21 protein-coding genes are annotated in these 18033 nt (G+C 37.3%); 8 read left to right on the top strand and 13 right to left on the bottom strand.

Features of this window, described 5'->3' with window-relative positions:
• Positions 1-134 precede the first annotated feature (134 nt).
• A complete protein-coding gene (locus tag ABMA78_RS03405) occupies positions 135-1724 on the top strand; it encodes a methyl-accepting chemotaxis protein (RefSeq protein ID WP_392857066.1) in 1590 nt (529 codons plus the stop codon).
• Positions 1725-1742: 18 nt separating this feature from the next.
• Here ABMA78_RS03405 and ABMA78_RS03400 read toward each other — a convergent pair whose 3' ends face one another.
• From ABMA78_RS03400 to ABMA78_RS03385, 4 genes are read right to left on the bottom strand one after another with little or no spacing between them, the layout of a single operon-like run.
• A complete protein-coding gene (locus ABMA78_RS03400) occupies positions 1743-2552 on the bottom strand; it encodes an ABC transporter permease (RefSeq protein WP_392857064.1) in 810 nt (269 codons plus the stop codon).
• A complete protein-coding gene (locus ABMA78_RS03395) occupies positions 2552-3349 on the bottom strand; it encodes an ABC transporter permease (protein WP_392857063.1) in 798 nt (265 codons plus the stop codon). The genes ABMA78_RS03400 and ABMA78_RS03395 overlap by 1 nt, the downstream gene beginning before the upstream one ends.
• Entirely contained in the window at positions 3342-4334 is a 993-nt protein-coding gene (locus ABMA78_RS03390; protein WP_392857060.1) for an ATP-binding cassette domain-containing protein, read from the bottom strand. The genes ABMA78_RS03395 and ABMA78_RS03390 overlap by 8 nt, the downstream gene beginning before the upstream one ends.
• 7 nt (positions 4335-4341) lie before the next feature.
• Entirely contained in the window at positions 4342-4863 is a 522-nt protein-coding gene (locus ABMA78_RS03385) for a TrmH family RNA methyltransferase (protein ID WP_392857057.1), read from the bottom strand.
• A gap of 37 nt (positions 4864-4900) precedes the next feature.
• Between ABMA78_RS03385 and msrA the strand changes: the two genes are divergently transcribed.
• Both msrA and ABMA78_RS03375 read left to right on the top strand, forming a co-directional pair.
• On the top strand, positions 4901-5380 hold the full coding sequence (gene msrA, locus ABMA78_RS03380; RefSeq protein ID WP_392857054.1) for a peptide-methionine (S)-S-oxide reductase MsrA: 480 nt from the start codon (positions 4901-4903) through the stop codon (positions 5378-5380).
• Between the two features lie 237 nt (positions 5381-5617).
• A complete protein-coding gene (locus ABMA78_RS03375) occupies positions 5618-5872 on the top strand; it encodes a hypothetical protein (RefSeq protein ID WP_392857052.1) in 255 nt (84 codons plus the stop codon).
• A 13-nt stretch (positions 5873-5885) separates the two neighbouring features.
• Here the strand turns inward: ABMA78_RS03375 and ABMA78_RS03370 are convergent, their stop codons facing one another.
• Positions 5886-6842, bottom strand: coding sequence for a DMT family transporter (locus ABMA78_RS03370; RefSeq protein ID WP_392857050.1), 957 nt, complete (start codon positions 6840-6842; stop codon positions 5886-5888).
• A 254-nt stretch (positions 6843-7096) separates the two neighbouring features.
• Between ABMA78_RS03370 and ABMA78_RS03365 the strand changes: the two genes are divergently transcribed.
• Entirely contained in the window at positions 7097-7351 is a 255-nt protein-coding gene (locus tag ABMA78_RS03365) for a hypothetical protein (protein ID WP_392857047.1), read from the top strand.
• A 33-nt stretch (positions 7352-7384) separates the two neighbouring features.
• On the opposite strand, the gene ABMA78_RS03360 is transcribed toward ABMA78_RS03365, so the two are convergent.
• Complete coding sequence (locus ABMA78_RS03360) at positions 7385-9388, bottom strand: urocanate hydratase (protein ID WP_392857044.1); 2004 nt, start codon at positions 9386-9388, stop codon at positions 7385-7387.
• A gap of 163 nt (positions 9389-9551) precedes the next feature.
• Between ABMA78_RS03360 and ABMA78_RS03355 the strand changes: the two genes are divergently transcribed.
• A complete protein-coding gene (locus ABMA78_RS03355; RefSeq protein ID WP_392857043.1) occupies positions 9552-10025 on the top strand; it encodes a CarD family transcriptional regulator in 474 nt (157 codons plus the stop codon).
• On the opposite strand, the gene ABMA78_RS03350 is transcribed toward ABMA78_RS03355, so the two are convergent.
• The gene (locus ABMA78_RS03350) at positions 10022-10897 is read right to left on the bottom strand and encodes a trypsin-like serine peptidase (protein WP_392857041.1); all 876 of its coding nucleotides are present in this window, start codon (positions 10895-10897) and stop codon (positions 10022-10024) included. The two genes, ABMA78_RS03355 and ABMA78_RS03350, sit on opposite strands and share 4 nt — an antisense overlap.
• A 190-nt stretch (positions 10898-11087) precedes the next feature.
• On the opposite strand from ABMA78_RS03350, the gene ABMA78_RS03345 reads away from it, so the two are divergent.
• Together ABMA78_RS03345 and ABMA78_RS03340 are read left to right on the top strand one after the other, a co-directional pair.
• On the top strand, positions 11088-12377 hold the full coding sequence (locus ABMA78_RS03345; protein WP_392857038.1) for a hypothetical protein: 1290 nt from the start codon (positions 11088-11090) through the stop codon (positions 12375-12377).
• Positions 12370-12840, top strand: a complete 471-nt coding sequence (locus ABMA78_RS03340) for a hypothetical protein (RefSeq protein ID WP_392857036.1) — start codon at positions 12370-12372, stop codon at positions 12838-12840. Before ABMA78_RS03345 ends, ABMA78_RS03340 begins: the two co-directional genes overlap by 8 nt.
• Positions 12841-12876: 36 nt before the next feature.
• Here the strand turns inward: ABMA78_RS03340 and ABMA78_RS03335 are convergent, their stop codons facing one another.
• The 6 genes from ABMA78_RS03335 to ABMA78_RS03310 form a co-directional block, all read right to left on the bottom strand.
• Entirely contained in the window at positions 12877-13380 is a 504-nt protein-coding gene (locus tag ABMA78_RS03335; protein WP_392857035.1) for an NADPH-dependent FMN reductase, read from the bottom strand.
• A 16-nt stretch (positions 13381-13396) separates the two neighbouring features.
• On the bottom strand, positions 13397-14380 hold the full coding sequence (locus ABMA78_RS03330) for a succinylglutamate desuccinylase (RefSeq protein ID WP_392857032.1): 984 nt from the start codon (positions 14378-14380) through the stop codon (positions 13397-13399).
• Between the two features lie 9 nt (positions 14381-14389).
• On the bottom strand, positions 14390-15610 hold the full coding sequence (gene ilvA, locus ABMA78_RS03325) for a threonine ammonia-lyase (RefSeq protein ID WP_392857030.1): 1221 nt from the start codon (positions 15608-15610) through the stop codon (positions 14390-14392).
• A gap of 9 nt (positions 15611-15619) precedes the next feature.
• Positions 15620-16138: an FxsA family protein gene (locus ABMA78_RS03320; RefSeq protein ID WP_392857028.1), complete on the bottom strand. Its 519-nt coding sequence runs from the start codon at positions 16136-16138 to the stop codon at positions 15620-15622.
• A gap of 103 nt (positions 16139-16241) precedes the next feature.
• Positions 16242-16997, bottom strand: coding sequence for an SH3 domain-containing protein (locus ABMA78_RS03315; protein WP_392857027.1), 756 nt, complete (start codon positions 16995-16997; stop codon positions 16242-16244).
• Between the two features lie 51 nt (positions 16998-17048).
• Complete coding sequence (locus tag ABMA78_RS03310) at positions 17049-17564, bottom strand: TerB family tellurite resistance protein (RefSeq protein ID WP_392857026.1); 516 nt, start codon at positions 17562-17564, stop codon at positions 17049-17051.
• A 108-nt stretch (positions 17565-17672) separates the two neighbouring features.
• Here ABMA78_RS03310 and clpS point away from each other — a divergent pair, with 108 nt between their 5' ends.
• On the top strand, positions 17673-18029 hold the full coding sequence (clpS, locus tag ABMA78_RS03305; protein WP_392857024.1) for an ATP-dependent Clp protease adapter ClpS: 357 nt from the start codon (positions 17673-17675) through the stop codon (positions 18027-18029).
• Positions 18030-18033: the final 4 nt, after the last annotated feature.

Genomic DNA, 18033 nt, shown 5'->3' with positions numbered 1-18033 from the left:
TTTTTTTCAATGTAAGCCGTGAATTTTCAACAGGTCCAATTCTATTTATTTTCACTTTGTATAGGTTTAGTTTAAAGACTGAACTTTAATTGAAAATGTCTTTGTACGATACTTCAGTGTGTTCTGGAGGATTAATGAAAAATAAGAATTTTAAAGTTAAATTGATTTTATTATGTTTCTTTTTGTCGGTCGTCAGTATTGTTATCAGTACTGTTTCTTACTTTGGTGTAAGTGACTTAAGCGAGCAATCAAATTTCTTTAGCGAAAATATTATTCCACGTAGTTCTCTACTTAGCGAGATGGATGTTAGCTATCAGAAAACGCGAATTCAAGTGAGAACCCTAGGGCTTGAGGACTTAGATAGTAAGAATCGGAATAATGCGATTTCTAATACGATAAAGATGATTGATAATTATGAGTTAGCTGCAAATAAGTTACGTAATATTATCACTGATGCTGAAGAACAAAAAATATTTAATGAGCTTCAAGTACAGTGGAGTGACTTTAAGAAAGTTGGTGCTAGAGCACTTGAACTTGCAAAAATTAATAATCCTACAGCTAGAGCTGAACTCCTAGAAATTTTCTTAGTTCATTGTCCAGAGGCCGCTGAAAATTACCAAAGAGTTCTAGATAAATACAATACTCGCTTATCAAAAGAAGTTATTTCTTCGGCATCAGTCGTTAGTGCAACAGCACGTAGTTTACAAATTACTCTCGTGGTTGTTTCATTTATAGGAATTATCCTTGGCTTCTCTATTGGAGTAGCGTACGCATCAAATATTTCACAAAAAATTAAAGCTACAATTTCTGCTCTTACTGATACATCTCGTTCACTAACGAAGAGTGCAAAAAGTATTGCTTCGACTTCTAACGAACTCTCTCTTTCAAGTGAGAGACAAGATTCATCACTGCAAGAGTCATCAAGTTCACTTGAAGAAATTAGTTCAATGGTAAGAATGACAGCTGATAATGCACAAAAATCTAATAACCTTGCGCAAGAGAGTTTAGGTAAGGCCGCCGTTGGGAAGAAGATTGTAAAGAAAATGATTCATTCAATGAATGGAATCGACAGCGATATTGATGTTATGGTGGAGGAGTTCTCTGATAATAACAAGAAGATGCTTCACATCGTAGAGCTAATCAATCGTATTGAGGAGAGGACTCAAGTTATTAACGATATTGTTTTCCAAACAAAGCTGCTTTCATTTAATGCATCAGTTGAGGCAGCAAGGGCCGGTGAAGCAGGTAAGGGCTTTGCTGTTGTGGCCGAAGAAGTTGGAAAACTAGCGCAGATGAGTGGTAATGCTTCTGTCGAAATTTCAGATATGGTTAGTACAAGTGTTAATGAGGTTAACTCAATTGTAGAAGAGTCAAATATGAAGCTATCAGACCTCGTTCAAAAGGTTAGAGATAGTGTGACATCTGGATCTGAAGTGGCAAATGAATGTGGGCAAATACTTGAAGAGATCGTTGTTAGTGTGGAGAATGTGACTAACTCAATTACCGAAATTTCATCTGCAACTTTTGAGCAATCAAAGGGGATTACCGAACTTCAAGGCTCAATTTCAAGCATTGATGTATCCTCAAAATCCAATACAGGAATTGCCAAGGGAGCATCAAATATTGCAGATCAATTATTGAATGAAGTTAGCTTCGTCAATCGCTCAATTGGTGAGATCGAGCTTGTTTTCTTAGGTGAAGAAGAAAGAAAACAAGCAGCTTAAGTTGAGGGTACGAAGAGGCTACGAAGACGCCGAGTCATAGACTTGTAGTCCTCTCTCCCAAAGTTTTAATAAAATAAACCAGAATACACCAGTGGCAACTACCATGATAAGAAGGTAGTGCCACTTGTTCATATCTAATAAGAAATGAATCGGTGCCGAACCTACTAGTAGTATCGGAACGAGCGTCGAAAACACTCTCTTTGTCGCTGCCCCATAAATAAGATCAGGCCAGCGCGAAAGTTGCTGCATCTGCATTCTAAAGAAGTTAATCCCGACACCTTCAACTAACCAAAACATAGCACAGCTAATAACAAACTCCACGACAGCAAGTAATGCTAGTGAAAGTGTTAGAAGCAGAGGAATGAGGGCCCATTGTAATATGTTAAATCCATTAAGATTTGCATAGTAACTAAATACCGCTATTGCTGGAATTAGTGTTGGAATTGATGAAGGTCTAATATTGCGAAAGAAGACGCTAAAGATTGAGCTAAGAGGCCTAAGAATTGTGTAGTCTAATTGCCCTGACTTGAGATCATCACTGAAGCGCCAAAAATTTTGACTTAAGATGATCATGTGAAAACCATCAACAAGTAAGACATAAGATAGAAATAGCATGAATTGGTTTCGATTCCAGCCCATAACCATATCCACGTGATCAAAGATAAAATCAACAGTAAAGTAAGCTGAACCAAAGAACATTAGATCCATCATAACCATGAGGACAAAGCTTGTGCGAAAGCTCATGGCCACGGCCGTACTTGTTGAAATAAATTTCTTATATACTGATAGATAGTGTTTAACTTCTGAACTAAAAGAACCAAGTCTCATTACATCCCCGCCGCTGTATAAAGTTTAATTCCACGTTTCCACGTTAGTGCGCTAATGAGACTAACAAGAATTAGCCATGGAGATAAGACACTAAAGAATGTTGCATAACTTACGGCCTCTCCCATAAAGACTTTAATTGGATAGTAAGTTAAATAAGGAAATGGTGTATACATTAGGATTTCCCTAAAGAAGTCCGGATATAGTTCAAGTGGAATAATTGCACCCGAAAGAAATACTGTAATCATCTGAAGCATTACTCGTAAGATCCAAGTCTCTTCTAACCAAAAGGCCATAACACCCGTTAAGTATTGTAGCGAGAACCAAAAGAGGCTAACAAAGAGACAAACGCCAACACCGTTTAGTAGTGTAGGGAAGTCGACACTTGGTAAAATACCAATTACTGAAAAAAAGAATATTGCAAACCCTGTAACAAAGAGTTGAATAACTTGAAAGCCAATAAATGAGGCCGTGTGAAATTCCCAAAAGTTAAACGGATAGATGAGATAAGTTGAAATTCTTCCCATCCTAATATCAAGGGCCAAGTTAAGAGCTGTGTGACCTTGGGCAAGTTGTGACACGACAAAGGCCCAAACATGGTATGTAAGCATCGCCTTCAGTGTATAGCCTTTAATTGTACCACTTCCTGTACTCTCAAAAATGGCCGTCCACAAGTTGTACTTAATAAAAAGAAAGACTAGCGCTGGTCCAATAATTTGAAGGAAGAAGTTTAAACGATAGGCCGTGTACTTTACAATGGAGATCTTAATGGTTTGCCACCATTTGATAAGATTAGACATTACTTAGAATCTCCGGGTTCTCCATAATCTTCTTCATTACTTTCTCTATTGGAAGCTTTTCTGTATGAAAATCAATAACTGGATACTTTGATAAGATGGCCGCAGAGATTTCAGAGAGTTCTTCTTTATCAACTCTTAGCTCAACACTTGATCCATTATCTAGAAAATCACAATCAAGTTTTGACCAAAAATCTTCTTTGGAATCAATTGCTTTATCAAAACTGAAGTAGACTGACTTCTTATCTCCAAGGATTTTTTCGAGATTTTGAAGTGGCCCATCATATGCTTTTTGTCCTTTTGAAATTAGAACAAGGTCCTTACAAAGAGCCTGTACGTCGGCCATATAGTGAGATGTAAGGATAATCGAGAGGTCATTCCTGGCATGATATTCTTTTAGGAAGTTTCTCATATTCTCTTGTGCCACTAGATCAAGTCCAATTGTAGGCTCATCTAAGAAGAGAACTTCTGGTTCGTGTAAGAGTGAGGCCATAAGTTCTAGCTTCATTCTTTCACCAAGAGAAAGTTTTCTTACATGGATATGAAATAGCTCTGTGACATCGAGAAGCTCTCCCATATAACCAAGTTTCTTCTTGAATTGGTCATCTGGAATTTCATAATATTTTTGGAGTAGTTGAAATGAGTCCATTGCTGGGATGTCCCACCACAGCTGTGACTTTTGTCCCATAACAAGAGCGATCTTCTTTCTAAACTCCTTGTCACGTTGCCAAGGCTTGTATCCTGCAATTGTGACCTCTCCACTTGAAGGAACAATAATTCCTGTCAGCATCTTCATGAGTGTCGTTTTTCCTGCTCCGTTTGGACCTAGTAAACCTTTGATTTCACCTTTTTCGACCTTGAAGCTAAAGTCGTTTACGGCATACTTCGTAATGGGATTTCGATTAAAGAAAGACTTGATACTTCCTTTAAATCCTTCTTCTTTCTTATAACTTGTAAATTTCTTTGTGAGGTTAATTGTTTCAATCATTTTAATCTTACTCGCTAGCGTGTTGGTTAGTGTACTCGTACATGACAATGCTTGCAGCAATAGAAACGTTTAACGATTCTGTCATTCCGTATTGCTTAATCTTAAGCCTTTCGATCCCTGGCATTTCTTTTAGAGGACCAAATTCTTCATGGCCAAAAATAAAGGCCGACTTCTTAGGAAGTTCACTCTTATTCAGATACGTTTGTGCATTAGAGTCCAGAGTTAGGGGAGTGTAGCCAAGTTCACTTATGCGCTCAATCGACTCTTCGATATTTTCGTAGAAGAAAGTCTTAACTCTTTTAAGAGCTCCTTTTGCAATTGTGACATCAAAGAACTTCGTCCCAACAATATGGACTTCGTGAACACTGTAGATTTCACATGACCTCAAGATCTTCCCAATATTAAAGCCACCCTTAAGATGATCTAAAATAATGATGATTTCATGTTGCCCATGAACGGCTTTTTCTTTAGCTATTTCTAGCTCTTTTTCAAATTTCTTTTCTAAGAATTTTCTTGTTTTCTTGCTCATATGTCGGTTAAATTACGAAATAAATCGGAGGTTTGCAATGAACAATATTGAAGTCGCAGTATTTGGAGCAGGGTGTTTTTGGGGTGTTGAAGAAACCTTTAGAAAGCTTGCGGGAATTGTTGAAACCGAAGTTGGCTACGCTGGTGGAAATAGTGATCATACGACTTACGAAGAGGTCTGTACTGATACGACTGGTCACGCTGAAGTAGTTAAAATTACTTACGACCCATCAATAATTAAATTTGAAAACCTATTGGATATCTTCTTTAATAACCACAATCCAACTACCCTTAATCGTCAGGGAGTTGATGTCGGTTCTCAATACAGAAGTGTGATCTTCTATAGTAACGAAGTGCAAAAGGAAGCTGGAGCAAAGGCCATAAAAGAGCTTGAAGAAAGTGGTTGCTTTAAAAATCCTATCGTGACTAAACTTGAATTGTTGAATAATTACATCAAGGCCGAAGAGTATCATCAGAAGTACTTGAAAAAGAAGGGACTTACGAGTTGCTCGCTATAAATTTAGGTGAATTTATAAGTCTATGTTTTTATTGAGTGTGACATAGGAAGATGGCACTTTGAAATTACTCTAATCAATAAAATAGCTACGACTTATCTCATTGCTCATAATTTAAGTATCTGTAATTAGATTAAATTAATTTTCTCATCAGAATTAACCAAAACCTTTGCATAATAGCTAAATAGCCAAAGCGGTTCCAGAGGGTTGCCAGTTGGTTAAATGACGAGGAGAACACAAATGAATATTGAGAACTTTAGAGAGACTTTTATTGCCCATGCAAGAGATGAGATTAAATCAATCGTTTCTCAATCGAAAATTAAAGGTGAGTTTGATTGCAGTGTCTTTAATGAGAAATTAACAATCATTTGGTCAGAAGCACAAATCAATGGCCTTACCGAAGATGAGTTCGCAACTATTGTTGAAGAAGTTATCCCAACTCAAATCGATAATGTTATCTTTCCATTCACAAACGATATACCACTAGCAGCCTAGCGCTGTTTATAAATTATGCTCGGGTATCGTTGACAACAGACGATACCCCGGTATTTTCTATTAACTCACCATCTTCGCTTTCATCTTTTTTGATATTTGTAAATCTTGGAACAAGAGCTACTGATATAACAATGACGATCGAACCAGCAATTGCTGTCGGATCTAGCGTCTCTCCAAATAAGATATAGCCGAATAATGCAGCAAAGATTGATTCACTTAAGAAGACTAGTCCTACAATATGGGCCGGAATACTTCTTTGTGCCGTAATCTGAAGAGAGAAGGCAATTAGTGATGAGAAAATTGATAGTATTAAAAATCCCCACAGTGGAGAAGGGAAGTTTAGGGGTGAGTTCGTATAGAGAACAGCTAAGCTCGTTGGCCCTTCATAAAGTAGTGCAAAAACTAGTCCCATGATTCCCATAAAAATACATTGGAGAAAGTTAAAGCGAACGGCTTCGACATCATTGGCATAACGATCAGTTGCAATGATATGGAGAGAGAAGAAGACTGCTGAAGCAATAACAAAGATATCTCCCATATTAAAATTACTAAAATCCATCCCATTCATCATCATGATTCCAAGCATTGATGTTGAAAGCAGAAACCAGAATGTTTTGCGAACTCTTTGTCCTAGAAATATCACAGAGATTATAGGAGTAATAATAGCGTAGAAGACAGTGAAGAAGCCGGCCTTGGCCATTGTTGTCATGGCGATACCAACAGTTTGAAGTTGCAGGGCCATCATTAGAAGTGCTGAGCAAATTAGCCCACCTAGAACTTCATTCTTTTTTCCGGCAAGTTTCTTAAAGTCATTTCTAAAAAAAAGAATTAGAAAAGCGAATGAACCAGCGAAGATATAGCGTAGCGAGTTTGACCACACTGGAGAATAGTCTGTAAGTGTAAATCGAGTTCCGGCAAAGCCGAGCCCCCAGATTGCACAAGCAATACTTAATAAGATGATACCTTTCATGGCGACAATATAATTCGCTTTTAAAAAGAAAACAACGAAGAGTTTAGACAAATGGACAAGTTCATTAGTTTTTATTTATTGCCAAGGAAAGCTGACAAAAAATAACCATATGCTCATGTATTTTTATTCAGATGAATAAAAATAAGTCATTGAATTTATTGAATTGCATGAATTAATTCTTAAAATTTCAAAATTGCTGCAAAATGAATGAGTAGAAATAAAGTACATGTACTTATTTTACGGGGGACGTTCGAATGCAAAAAGATAATTTTAAACAAACTTTTTTAAATGAAACAAGAAATGAGGTTCAGGGAATTTACTTAGAAACAACAACTGACGGAGATTTTAATTCAGACCTTTTTTCTGAAAAACTAACGCCAATTTGGACAGCGGCTTCATTAAATGGCCTAGACGAATTTGAATTTATATCCTTGGTCGAGGATATTATTAATAAAGATGCCCAGGAAATTTACTACCCCTTTAGTTTAAATTACAAAGCTGCGGCATAAAATAAAGCTCCCATAGTGGGAGCTTTTTTTTTCTTATAGTAAAGAGTCATCAACTAAATTTGGAAGCGTTACTTTTAAAAGAGGCTCTTTTTCCATCGCTCTCTTAATTGCAAAAGTTGCTCCTTCATTACGGGCCCAACTTCGACGATTAATTCCATTATTTACATCCCAAAAAAGCATCGACTTGATACGACGATCACAGTCTTCACTTCCATCGAGAACCATTCCGAAACCACCGTTCATAACTTCACCCCATCCGACACCACCGCCGTTGTGAAGTGAAATCCAAGTTGCTCCTCTAAATGAGTCGCCAACAAAGTTTTGGACGGCCATATCTGCAGTAAAGCGTGAGCCGTCATAAATATTTGAAGTCTCTCTAAATGGAGAGTCTGTTCCTGATACATCGTGGTGGTCACGTCCTAGAACAACTGGCGCTTTAAGCTTTCCTTCGCGAAGGGCCTTGTTAAATGCGAGAGCGATTTCAATTCTTCCATCACTATCTGCATAAAGGATGCGGGCCTTTGATCCGACGACGAGATCATTTTCTTTTGCACCCTTAATCCAAGTGATATTATCTTGCATTTGCTGCGTGATCTCACTTGGTGACTCTTGCATTAGCTTCTCTAAAACTTCAGTTGCTAGTTTGTCAGTTAGATCAAGATCCTCTTGTGTGCTTGAAGTACAAACCCATCTAAAAGGTCCAAATCCATAATCAAAGCACATTGGGCCCATAATGTCTTGAACATATGAAGGATACTTGAAATCTTCAGTCGATCCTTCTTTCATGATATCGGCACCAGCGCGAGATGCTTCTAATAAGAATGCATTTCCATAATCAAAGAAGTACATCCCTTTGTCGGCAAGTTTATTAACCGCGTTCACGTGTCTTACTAAACTCTTTTGAACTTCAACTTTAAATTGTTCTGGGTTATTTGCCATCATCTCATTTGATTCTTCAAATGTTAGGCCCGCAGGGTAGTAGCCTCCGGCCCATGGGTTGTGAAGAGATGTTTGGTCAGAACCAATATCAATATAAATATCGCTTTCAGCGATCTTTTCCCAAAGGTTAATTATATTTCCTTGGTAGGCAAGTGAAACAGCTTCTTTATTATCTTGTGCTTTCTTAATTCTTGCCATCAGCTCATCAAGGTCAGTGAAAACTTCATCAACCCATCCTTGCTCATGTCTTGTCTTAACAGCTTTTGGATTTACTTCCGCAACAATACCAATACAACCTGCAATAACTGCGGCCTTTGGTTGTGCTCCAGACATTCCACCAAGTCCAGCTGTCACAAAAACTTTTCCAGCAGTTTCCGTAACCGCTTCTGTTGAAATTTTTCTTAGAGCATTTAGAACTGTAATTGTTGTTCCGTGAACAATTCCTTGTGGCCCAATATACATAAATGAACCAGCAGTCATTTGTCCGTATTGAGTCACTCCAAGAGCATTGAATTTTTCCCAGTCATCTGGCTTTGAATAATTTGGAATCATCATTCCATTTGTGACAACAACTCTTGGGGCATCTTTATGAGATGGAAATAATCCCGCAGGGTGACCAGAGTAGAGAACTAGTGTTTGCTCATCAGTCATCGTCGCAAGGTATTGCATTGTTAAAAGATATTGTGCCCAGTTTTGAAAAACGGCACCATTTCCACCATAAGTAATTAACTCATGAGGGTGCTGTGCAACAGCGTAGTCTAGGTTATTTGAAAGCATTAGCATGATTGCAGCAGCTTGCTTGGACTTATGTGGATACTCTTCAATTGAGCGAGCATGAATTTTATAATCAGGGCGGTAGCGGTACATATAGATGCGTCCGTACTTTTCTAACTCCTCTTTAAATTCTGCAAGTAATTCAGCATGCTGTTCACTTGGGAAGTAGCGAAGTGCATTTCTTAGTGCTAGCTTTTCTTCTTCTTGAGATAGAATTTGTTTACGTTTTGGAGCGTGGTTAATATCCTCTTCATATTTCTTATAATTTGGTAAAGTCTTAGGAATACCCTCTAATATAGCTTCTTTAAAACTATCCGTACTCATTCTTAAATCCCCTTAAAATAAAGTATATTAGAAGACATATATCACTTTTGGGATGAAGTAAAAAGGATTGAGCGTCAATTGACGCTACCTATTAACGAATAGATTGCCTTCGAGAAATTCTAATTCACTTGTGTTATAATACTTATCTAACGAAAGGGGATTTATGCCAAAATTAGAAATAGGACAAGAGGTAGTATCGATTAACTTTGGAGTTGGCGTAATTACTGAAATAAAAGATATGAGTGGAGCGGAGTTCTACATTATTGAATCTTCCCAAGGACGCTCAACAACGATGATTCCAACAGTGAAGGAAGACGCGTTTAGACCTTTAAGTAGTCCTACAGAATTAGAAGAAACTCTTGATAAACTTTCTCAAAATAGTGAGATTAGGCAATTCGATTCTAAAAAAGATCGTATTAATTTCTTTAAATCAAATATTCAAAAACAAGATATCGATACGTTCGTTGATAATATTCAGCAGTTACTTCAAATTACGGACAAAGGTTCGGCCGAGTCAAAGTACTTAGAAATGCTATTAGAAAATTTATCTGTGGAAGTTGGTGCAGTCTTTAATGAAGATATCAACCAAGCAAAAGAACGTGTGAACTCTTGCTTGGATGGTAAGTTTAGTTTTTAGTCGTTACTTGGTCTTAGCATTAAGATTCGCGTAATTCTAAATACGCCTTCTCCACCGCAACTACCCATGTTACAACGGTTAACTTCGTAACAATGCTTCTTAGCATTGTAGCGGTAGTCTTCGTCTCCATTGACAAGGATTCCTTCGACAAGTCCCGTTTTCTCGTTAAATACAGCAGATCCTGAGTTTCCAGAAAATGTATCAAGGTTTGTTTCAAACTGATAAAAGTTCTCAGCATCTCTAACAAAAGCATCACCTGAAACTTTCGAAGGTAGTCCTGATGGATGGCCAATTACAAATACTTCTTCACCTTTTCTAATGTCATCACTTTGTCTGTAGTCGAGTGGTTTACGACCTTCAACTTTTCTATCTAATTCAATCACTGCAAAGTCTTCGCCTGACATGCGTCCAAGTCTTTGAGCAACAACTCTACGACAACTATAAATATTTTCTTCTTTGATTGTTCTTGCATCATCGTTAGGAGATGTTTTTGCATAATCAAATACCCAGTAATTATCGTTACAGACTGACTTCGACTGGATACAGTGACCAGCTGTTACGATAAATTGCTTACCATATTTTTCAACTAGAAATCCTGAACAGTCAGCAACATCAACTTGCTTATTAAATCTCTCTCCTTCACATAATTCGATTTTAGAATCTTGTGCAAGAAAATTTGAAGAATTTCCAATCTGCTTAAGTTTCGACTTAGGAATCATAGCAACCGTTGATCTTTGAAGATCTAGTTTATTTTGATCAGTTACTTCGAATTGGTCCAGACGATTATCTTCACCATAAACAACTTTATCAATGGCCATCGATGAAAGGTTAACAGTAAAAACAACAGCTAGCAGGGCAAGAGAAAAGTTCATTTATTTATCCTTATTTTGTGAGTGGCGCATTTAAACAATGAGGCGTTGAAAAGTACAGAAAAGGGCCTTCAATAAAAAATTACAAATCCTTACATTCTATGTAAATTATTTACGTTGAGTTATAAGTGTTGATTATCACATCTAAAGTTATCTGTGGCCAAATCCGATAAGTCCTTAAGATGAGAGACTTATGAAGAAAAATACAATTTTAACTTTTATATTCTTGGCCGCGTTAAATACGTCTTGTCAGCTAACCAGTGGTGACTTTTTAAGTGGAAAGGCCCAGAGTCAAGCAAAGAGGGTTTCACGTGAAAGTGATATTCTCGATGTGGTTGATGATGTTGTGCGTGAAGAAGAGGGCCAAGGTGTTAATGAAGACCTGCGTGACCTAACAGACAACTTTTCAAACTTCCCAACATCATACGATATTTCAGATTATATAAATGGTAAGGTCGCGGCGATGGGGACACAGTGTGCGATGACTGATCAAGAGCGTGAATGGTCATTTGTTAAAAATGTAGGTACTGGCTCTTTTGGTGCTCGTAAGGTTTTGGCCACGATTTATCAGTCGTGTCGGCCAATTAATACAATCATTAATTCAGATACTCCAAGTTTAAGTGGAGTTTCAACTCAAGAAGCGACATTCAGTAATGGAACAGACTTTAAACAAAGAGTTGTCCATGATCGTGTTGCAATGGTGAGATCTCATGAGGTTTTACGAAAGCTTGATCAAGATCCTGATTATCCTGGTGAAGGATGTATGGATGCAACTAAGGTTCCACCTGTTTATGGTTATGGCTCACGTAAAGGACTTCGTAGTAAGGAGATTAATCTATTTACTCGTGGGCAAGGTGTTTCAAAAGAAGGTGCAAAAGCATCAGGTATTGATTGTTCTGAGTTTATTTCTGCAGCTTATGCAGCAGAGGGATTAAAATTTACAACTAATGATCGAGACTATCGTTCACTAACGACAACATCACTTCACGATACTGTTAAAAGTAAGAACTCATGTATTAAGCCGGTTAAGTTTAATTTACCTTATTCACTTCATTCAGGTGATATTATTAATGTGAAGGGAAGCCATGTTGTGATGGTAGATACTATTGGAGAAGATCCTCTGGCTATTAGAAGATTTTCTGAACTAGGCCGTTGTGATGATATTACAATTAGTGACTTTAATTTTACTTATATCCATAGTGGTGCTCTTAAGAATTATGGCCCTGCCAGAGTTGATGCAAAAACTCACGCAAAGAATCGTTCAACGATGTTTTCTACTTTAAGAGCAAAAGCAGTTGCTTCATGTAAAGCAATCATTGCTAAGCAAGAGCATTCAAGTGAAATGATGTCGGGACGATTCAGTATTTTAAGACATGATTCTTCAAACTCTAAGTGTTGGTATGAAGAGCCAGCAAAGCTTAAGGGCGAGAGTTGTATCAATCAATGTCTTCAAGAAGAAGTAAGAGGAGCAAGGAATGTATAAACTATTAATTGCTACTATTATATTTTCTCAATTTATCTATGCTAAAGAGATTTGTCCTTTCAATAAAGATGTTAAAAAAGTAGCTGCTCAATTGGCCGAAATTGAAATGAGTGGCATTAGACTCATTAGCGGTGCAAAGGATGAATGCTTAAAAGAAAAATATCAAAAGTATTATCGTTTCAATAAAGATCCTGATTATGATGCTCCAAAGTCGTTGCAATATCTTGCAGTTTCAGAGAAATCAATTAAGATTTCAGAAGTGAAGCTTATTGATAAAGATGTTCATACATACGAAGCAAAGTACACAGTAAATGTAGAAGACTTAAAAGGAAAGAAGAGTGTTGTAAAAGATAGCCTTCGCTTCTATATCAATGTCTCAAAAAGGGCCCAGCAAGGGGATGGCTGTGCTTCTGTTATTGAGCCGCCAAAGAAATTAGTCTTATTAAAATCATGTAAGAAATAAAAAAGCTCCTTTCGGAGCTTTTTCTTTATCTGAAACTTATGCAAGTTTTACTAAACTAGCTAGCGCACCTCTTGCACCATCTTCATTTAATTGCTTACTGTAATTCGTTAGAAGTTTACGGCCAACAATATGAAGTCCAATGAAAGAAAGTTGATTTTGCATTGCTTGGATTACGTATTGTCCGCCACCACCAGAGTGTGTTCCTAGAACAGCTGGCTTATCAACAAATGCTTCACGCCAAGATTCTCCACCTGAACGAGATACCCATGCAATAGCATTGATAAATGATGGTGTAACAGAGCCATTGTATTCTGGTGTTAAGAAAACAAAACCTTTGGCCGCGATAAACTTCTCAGTTAGTTTAACTCCATCTTCTGGAATTCCATTCTTTTCTTCTTCAGCTGTATATAGTGGAAGCTTATAATCACTAAGTTTTACGATTTCAAAAGACTTTCCTGTTTCTTGTGCTAGTTCAAGAATCTTGTCTGCCATCTTTAGATTCATTCCGTCACTTGAAGTAACGATTAAAAAATCACTCATTTTCTCTCCTGATTTGTTATTCTAATTCTTTAATAAGTAGTAATGCTCTTTGCCCTAAAATAACTTTAGAGTTTGGAAAAATCATACGTAAGTTATCTTCCGCAGCGAGGTACTTTTCGTTATTTTGCGTAAAAATATGATCACCTTTTTTAAAGAGAGTAAAGTTTGCGCTTTCTTCCTCTTCAAAAGTAAAACTAAAGTCATCATATTCTTTATTGATTGAAGCATAGATTGTAAATGCTTTTGGAAGGTCCTCTTTCTTTAATTGTTTAGAGCTTAAAAGGGATTCTATTGTCTCTTGTGCTGCTCTAAATTTACCTTCAGGGTTTTGCCCAAAGGGATAGACCTTGCCAAGTTCAACGGTGGCACTATAGGCATTTAGCTTTTCAAAGCTAAACGAACTAAATACTGTTGATTCTTTATGAGAAAATAAAGAAGCTTGAACGCCCATATTTGCGAGTGCCAAGTTAAAGTGATGATCTCGTTGTCGATCAGCTGACTTTGGTACAAGTGCAAATCGCTCCATTTCACTTTTCTTTAAGGCACAATGAAGGTCAAAGTGGAAGAGTTGTTTACCATCGTACTTAGCAACAAAGTCATAGCATTGTTTTTCAAGTACACTTGCTCTTTTAACTTCATAGTTCTCAGCTAAATCTTTATAGGCTCCATTAAAGCAACGATTTAAATTGTATTCACTAAAGCGTTTACCAATATTCATGGCCTTTGGATTACCAAAGATAAAGAGAGTCGGAGAGTTGATGCTAAGTTCATCACGATAAATCTTCTCGAGTGTCTCATTTGTAAATTCTATAGGTGCAGTTTCATTGCCGTGTATACCACAAGAGATTATGTAGATATCATCTGTTGTCACGGATTTTGGCGTGACTTCAATAATACCTGTATCATGAATTTGAAAGTGACAATTCTCACCGTCAAAAGTGCTTGGCGCTAGGGTATCTTCGTTATTTCTTGTTGTCTTTAGGAAGTTTAATTCACTCATTAGAATATCCTAGACTCTTTTGGCACTAAGGCCCATTGAATTGAGCTCATCAACAATTTCTTTAATATGAAGATGGCCTCTTGTTTCAAGAGAGAATTCAACTTCTGTTTCACCTAGGACACTTGTTGTGAAGGCCCTGTTGTGGTGAATCTCTAAAATATTGGCCTGCTTAGAACCGATGATATTTGAAATTCTTGCAATTGTTCCAGGTGTATCAGGTACATTAACAATAATTGAGCAAGAGCGCCCAGAAGTAATGAGACCTCTTTCGATAATGCGGTCGAGGATATTTAAGTCAATATTTCCACCGCTGACAACTAGGACAACAGTCTTTCCTTTTATATCCTTGAACTGGTCATATAAGAGGGCCGCAACAGAAGTTGCTCCAGCACCTTCACAAAGGACCTTCTCATACTCAAGAAGAGTCACTATAGCGTGTGAGATTTCAGTTTCTTTAACTGTTACAATCTCATCCACATATTTTTTTACAGTATTAAATGTATTATCAAGAACAGTTGTGACAGCAATACCGTCAGCAATTGTCTTTTTCTTATCCACGGTAACAATTCTATCTTGCTCGATGGATGTCTTCATTGCAGGCATTTCGACTGCTTCGACTCCAACGATCTTCGCTCTACTTCCACTTTCTTTGATGGCCGTTGAAATACCTGAGATGAGGCCACCTCCACCAATAGGAATAGCAACGAGATCAACATCAGGTAGCTCATCAATAATTTCTAAACCAATTGTTCCTTGGCCAGCAATAATATCTTTATCGTTAAAAGGATGAATAAAAACTTGTCCCGACTCTCTTTGAATCTCAAGGGCCTTTTGGTAGGCATCATCATAGAAGTTTCCGTGAAGGATAACTTCTGCACCAAATTTCTTTGTTCCTTGAATTTTTGCTAGGGGAGTTGATTCAGGCATAACAATTGTTGCCTGAATTCCAAGTTGTTTTGCTGCAAGAGCAACACCTTGAGCATGATTTCCTGCTGAGGATGCAATAACACCCTTATCTTTTTCTTCTTTTGTTAGTTTAGAAAGACGATTAAGGGCCCCTCTTATTTTATAGGCTCCCGTTAACTGTAAATTTTCAAGTTTTAAGTAAACTTGGCAGTCAAACTTCTCACTCAATGTTGTCGAGTAAGTTAATGGTGTTTTAATAATACGATTTTCAATAGCAAGCCTTGCATCTTGAATATCACTTAGCGTTACGTTCGTTGTTGTCATAATGAGATCTTACTTCTTTTCGTAATCAACTTCAAATGTGTTCTCATCCACTTGGATCGGGCCATTTTGAGTGCCTTCGTGACGGGCCTGAGAATTATAGGCATTTCCTGAATAAGAAGAAAATCCACCACCATTTTTAAATGAATAAAATTGCATATTGCCACTTTCAATTGAGCTCATAAAGAACTTCTTCATGTAAATAAGCCAGATGTGACGAGTTAGTGGAAGAACCATTGATAGACCCAGGACATCTGTCAGAAAGCCTGGAGTTAAGAGGAGAAGACCTCCACCAAAGACAAGAAGACCATGGATAAAGCTATTGGCAGGAACACGTCCTTGGGCAAGTTCTCCTTGAATCTTGGCCAGTAGTGCTGCTCCTTGCGATTTTGCTAGGGCCGCTCCGATTACACCAGTAATTAGAACGAGTAGAAAAGTATTTCCTCCACCGATTTGGCCACCAATTGAAAAGAGTAGGTAGATCTCAATTGCAGGAATAACTGTGAATAACATAACTAATATTGGAAACATGGTACCTCATTTATTTTTGTGTACCTATAAGATGGGATGAGATTTAGTGATGTCAAGGTCGGGAATTTCGAAGAGTCGAAATTCCCATTGTATGTTATTGATATTAAATAGATTTTAAGTTCTTAGAATCGTAAACCCAACCTTCGTGAGTTGATCCTTTTAGATAATTCTTATACTTAATTTGAACCCAGTCACCATCTGTTTTTAAGATTTCAACACGAGTATTTGGTGCGACAACTTCAAGTTTTTCACCCTTTGTACTTGGGATCGCTCTTAAGTTAAGGTACTTAACTGGAGTGTGAAATGATTTTTGGACTGAAACGACAGCAGGCTTAACGATTTCTCTCTCTACAACTTGAGTCTTTGGTTCAGACTTGAAAATCATCGCACTTGCTATAAGTGAAAGTGCAATAATAGAGGCTGCAATATAAAGTGCCTTTGGGTCTTTTGACTCTATAGGTGATGGAGAAGATTCCGGGGCAGACTTAAGTTCGATCTGCTCACGAACATTCTTTTGATTAATGATTATTGATTGTAGAAGTGATTCGAGTCTTTCAAATTTCTCATTTACTTCTTTAGTTTCAAATCTTCTTTCAAGATCTTCGATCTTCTTATAGAGATTATCTTTCTTCTCTTCTCGTTCTATATTGGCCACATGTGTCTCAACATCTTCTGAAGGGACTACTGTTTGAGTTGTTGATTGAAGGAGATTTGATATAGGGCTTTTTGAGATCTTTTTCTCATTCTTTTCAAGTAGGTTTGAAAAGTTAAAATTACCTTGAAAATCGTCATTCATAAATTGCGCGGCTTTCTTTAATGAGTTCTCTAGATTTTTGTTAGAATCAACACTCTCTTTCATTAAACTTCCTTGTCATAAATTTTAATTACTTAAAGAGTGTAAAAAATAGTTTTAGACTTGAAAAGTTTTTAAATACTCTTTCACATCTGCTTGTGCACTCAGGAAGTACTTCTTCTCAAGTACAAGAGCATTGGCAATGTAGCTAATCTCATTGGATTCAACATTGTCGACCTCGCCGTCGGCAGCGGCAATTGCAAAGAGTGCCTTTAAAACTTGATAGCGCTCGTGTTGTGACATGATCTCAACAAGTGGCTTGCAGTAACTTCTGGTATCAAGTCCAGAAAGCTCTTTCATTTTCTCGATAGAGTATTCAGTTATTAACTCGGCTTCCTCGGCATTTAATTGTGTCATACCTGTGATAATCTTTTGCATCTTTGATTTTTCATTTTGACTGACGTGAAAGTCCGAGTAGGCGATACGGGCAAGGAGTCCACAGATACATGAGATGATTACCTTTCTTTCATCGTTCATATTTGGAAATTTCTTATTTAAGTATGCGTGTATCTGATTTATAGAATTTGATTGATGATCGGCCTTCAGTGATTTGAAAAATTCGAAGAAGTTCATTATGGACCTTTTTTAGAGATTTTCAGTCGTATATACCTTGAAAAGAGTAACACAGATGGGCGATAATGGAAAAAAAGAAAAAAAATTTAGCAAAGTCGAGGAAGTAAATTGGATAAGTTTGAAGTTGGCGATATTGACATTAGAAAAATGAATACCATCTTTAGTACAGAAGAGGATGGTGATGTAGCACTAGAAGATAAAGTAAGGGTTAAGAAGCCTTCTAAATATCATGTCATCCTACACAATGATGACTATACGACAATGGAGTTTGTCATTTGGGTGTTGATGCATATCTTTAATAGAGGTCAAGAAGAGGCCATGAAGATTATGCTCGATGTCCACAATAATGGACGAGGGGTATGTGGAACTTATTCATATGAAGTTGCAGAAACAAAGATGAATAAGGTTATGTCTGAAGCAAAGAAAGAAGGGCACCCACTACTTTGTACTGTTGAGCCTGAATAGGCAC

The sequence above is a fragment of the Halobacteriovorax sp. RZ-2 genome (genome assembly GCF_043196685.1).
Lineage (GTDB): Bacteria > Bdellovibrionota > Bacteriovoracia > Bacteriovoracales > Bacteriovoracaceae > Halobacteriovorax_A.
The sequence above is the reverse complement of the archived record's forward strand: the minus strand, read 5'-3'. Positions and strand labels throughout refer to the sequence as shown.

Bases quoted from the DNA above. Each gene is read 5' to 3' on its own strand.
- ABMA78_RS03405 (WP_392857066.1), top strand. From the start codon at position 135: ATGAAAAATAAGAATTTTAAAGTTAAATTGATTTTATTATGTTTCTTT.
- ABMA78_RS03400 (WP_392857064.1), bottom strand. From the start codon at position 2,552: ATGAGACTTGGTTCTTTTAGTTCAGAAGTTAAACACTATCTATCAGTA.
- ABMA78_RS03395 (WP_392857063.1), bottom strand. From the start codon at position 3,349: ATGTCTAATCTTATCAAATGGTGGCAAACCATTAAGATCTCCATTGTA.
- ABMA78_RS03390 (WP_392857060.1), bottom strand. From the start codon at position 4,334: ATGATTGAAACAATTAACCTCACAAAGAAATTTACAAGTTATAAGAAA.
- ABMA78_RS03385 (WP_392857057.1), bottom strand. From the start codon at position 4,863: ATGAGCAAGAAAACAAGAAAATTCTTAGAAAAGAAATTTGAAAAAGAG.
- msrA (WP_392857054.1), top strand. From the start codon at position 4,901: ATGAACAATATTGAAGTCGCAGTATTTGGAGCAGGGTGTTTTTGGGGT.
- ABMA78_RS03375 (WP_392857052.1), top strand. From the start codon at position 5,618: ATGAATATTGAGAACTTTAGAGAGACTTTTATTGCCCATGCAAGAGAT.
- ABMA78_RS03370 (WP_392857050.1), bottom strand. From the start codon at position 6,842: ATGAAAGGTATCATCTTATTAAGTATTGCTTGTGCAATCTGGGGGCTC.
- ABMA78_RS03365 (WP_392857047.1), top strand. From the start codon at position 7,097: ATGCAAAAAGATAATTTTAAACAAACTTTTTTAAATGAAACAAGAAAT.
- ABMA78_RS03360 (WP_392857044.1), bottom strand. From the start codon at position 9,388: ATGAGTACGGATAGTTTTAAAGAAGCTATATTAGAGGGTATTCCTAAG.
- ABMA78_RS03355 (WP_392857043.1), top strand. From the start codon at position 9,552: ATGCCAAAATTAGAAATAGGACAAGAGGTAGTATCGATTAACTTTGGA.
- ABMA78_RS03350 (WP_392857041.1), bottom strand. From the start codon at position 10,897: ATGAACTTTTCTCTTGCCCTGCTAGCTGTTGTTTTTACTGTTAACCTT.
- ABMA78_RS03345 (WP_392857038.1), top strand. From the start codon at position 11,088: ATGAAGAAAAATACAATTTTAACTTTTATATTCTTGGCCGCGTTAAAT.
- ABMA78_RS03340 (WP_392857036.1), top strand. From the start codon at position 12,370: ATGTATAAACTATTAATTGCTACTATTATATTTTCTCAATTTATCTAT.
- ABMA78_RS03335 (WP_392857035.1), bottom strand. From the start codon at position 13,380: ATGAGTGATTTTTTAATCGTTACTTCAAGTGACGGAATGAATCTAAAG.
- ABMA78_RS03330 (WP_392857032.1), bottom strand. From the start codon at position 14,380: ATGAGTGAATTAAACTTCCTAAAGACAACAAGAAATAACGAAGATACC.
- ilvA (WP_392857030.1), bottom strand. From the start codon at position 15,610: ATGACAACAACGAACGTAACGCTAAGTGATATTCAAGATGCAAGGCTT.
- ABMA78_RS03320 (WP_392857028.1), bottom strand. From the start codon at position 16,138: ATGTTTCCAATATTAGTTATGTTATTCACAGTTATTCCTGCAATTGAG.
- ABMA78_RS03315 (WP_392857027.1), bottom strand. From the start codon at position 16,997: ATGAAAGAGAGTGTTGATTCTAACAAAAATCTAGAGAACTCATTAAAG.
- ABMA78_RS03310 (WP_392857026.1), bottom strand. From the start codon at position 17,564: ATGAACTTCTTCGAATTTTTCAAATCACTGAAGGCCGATCATCAATCA.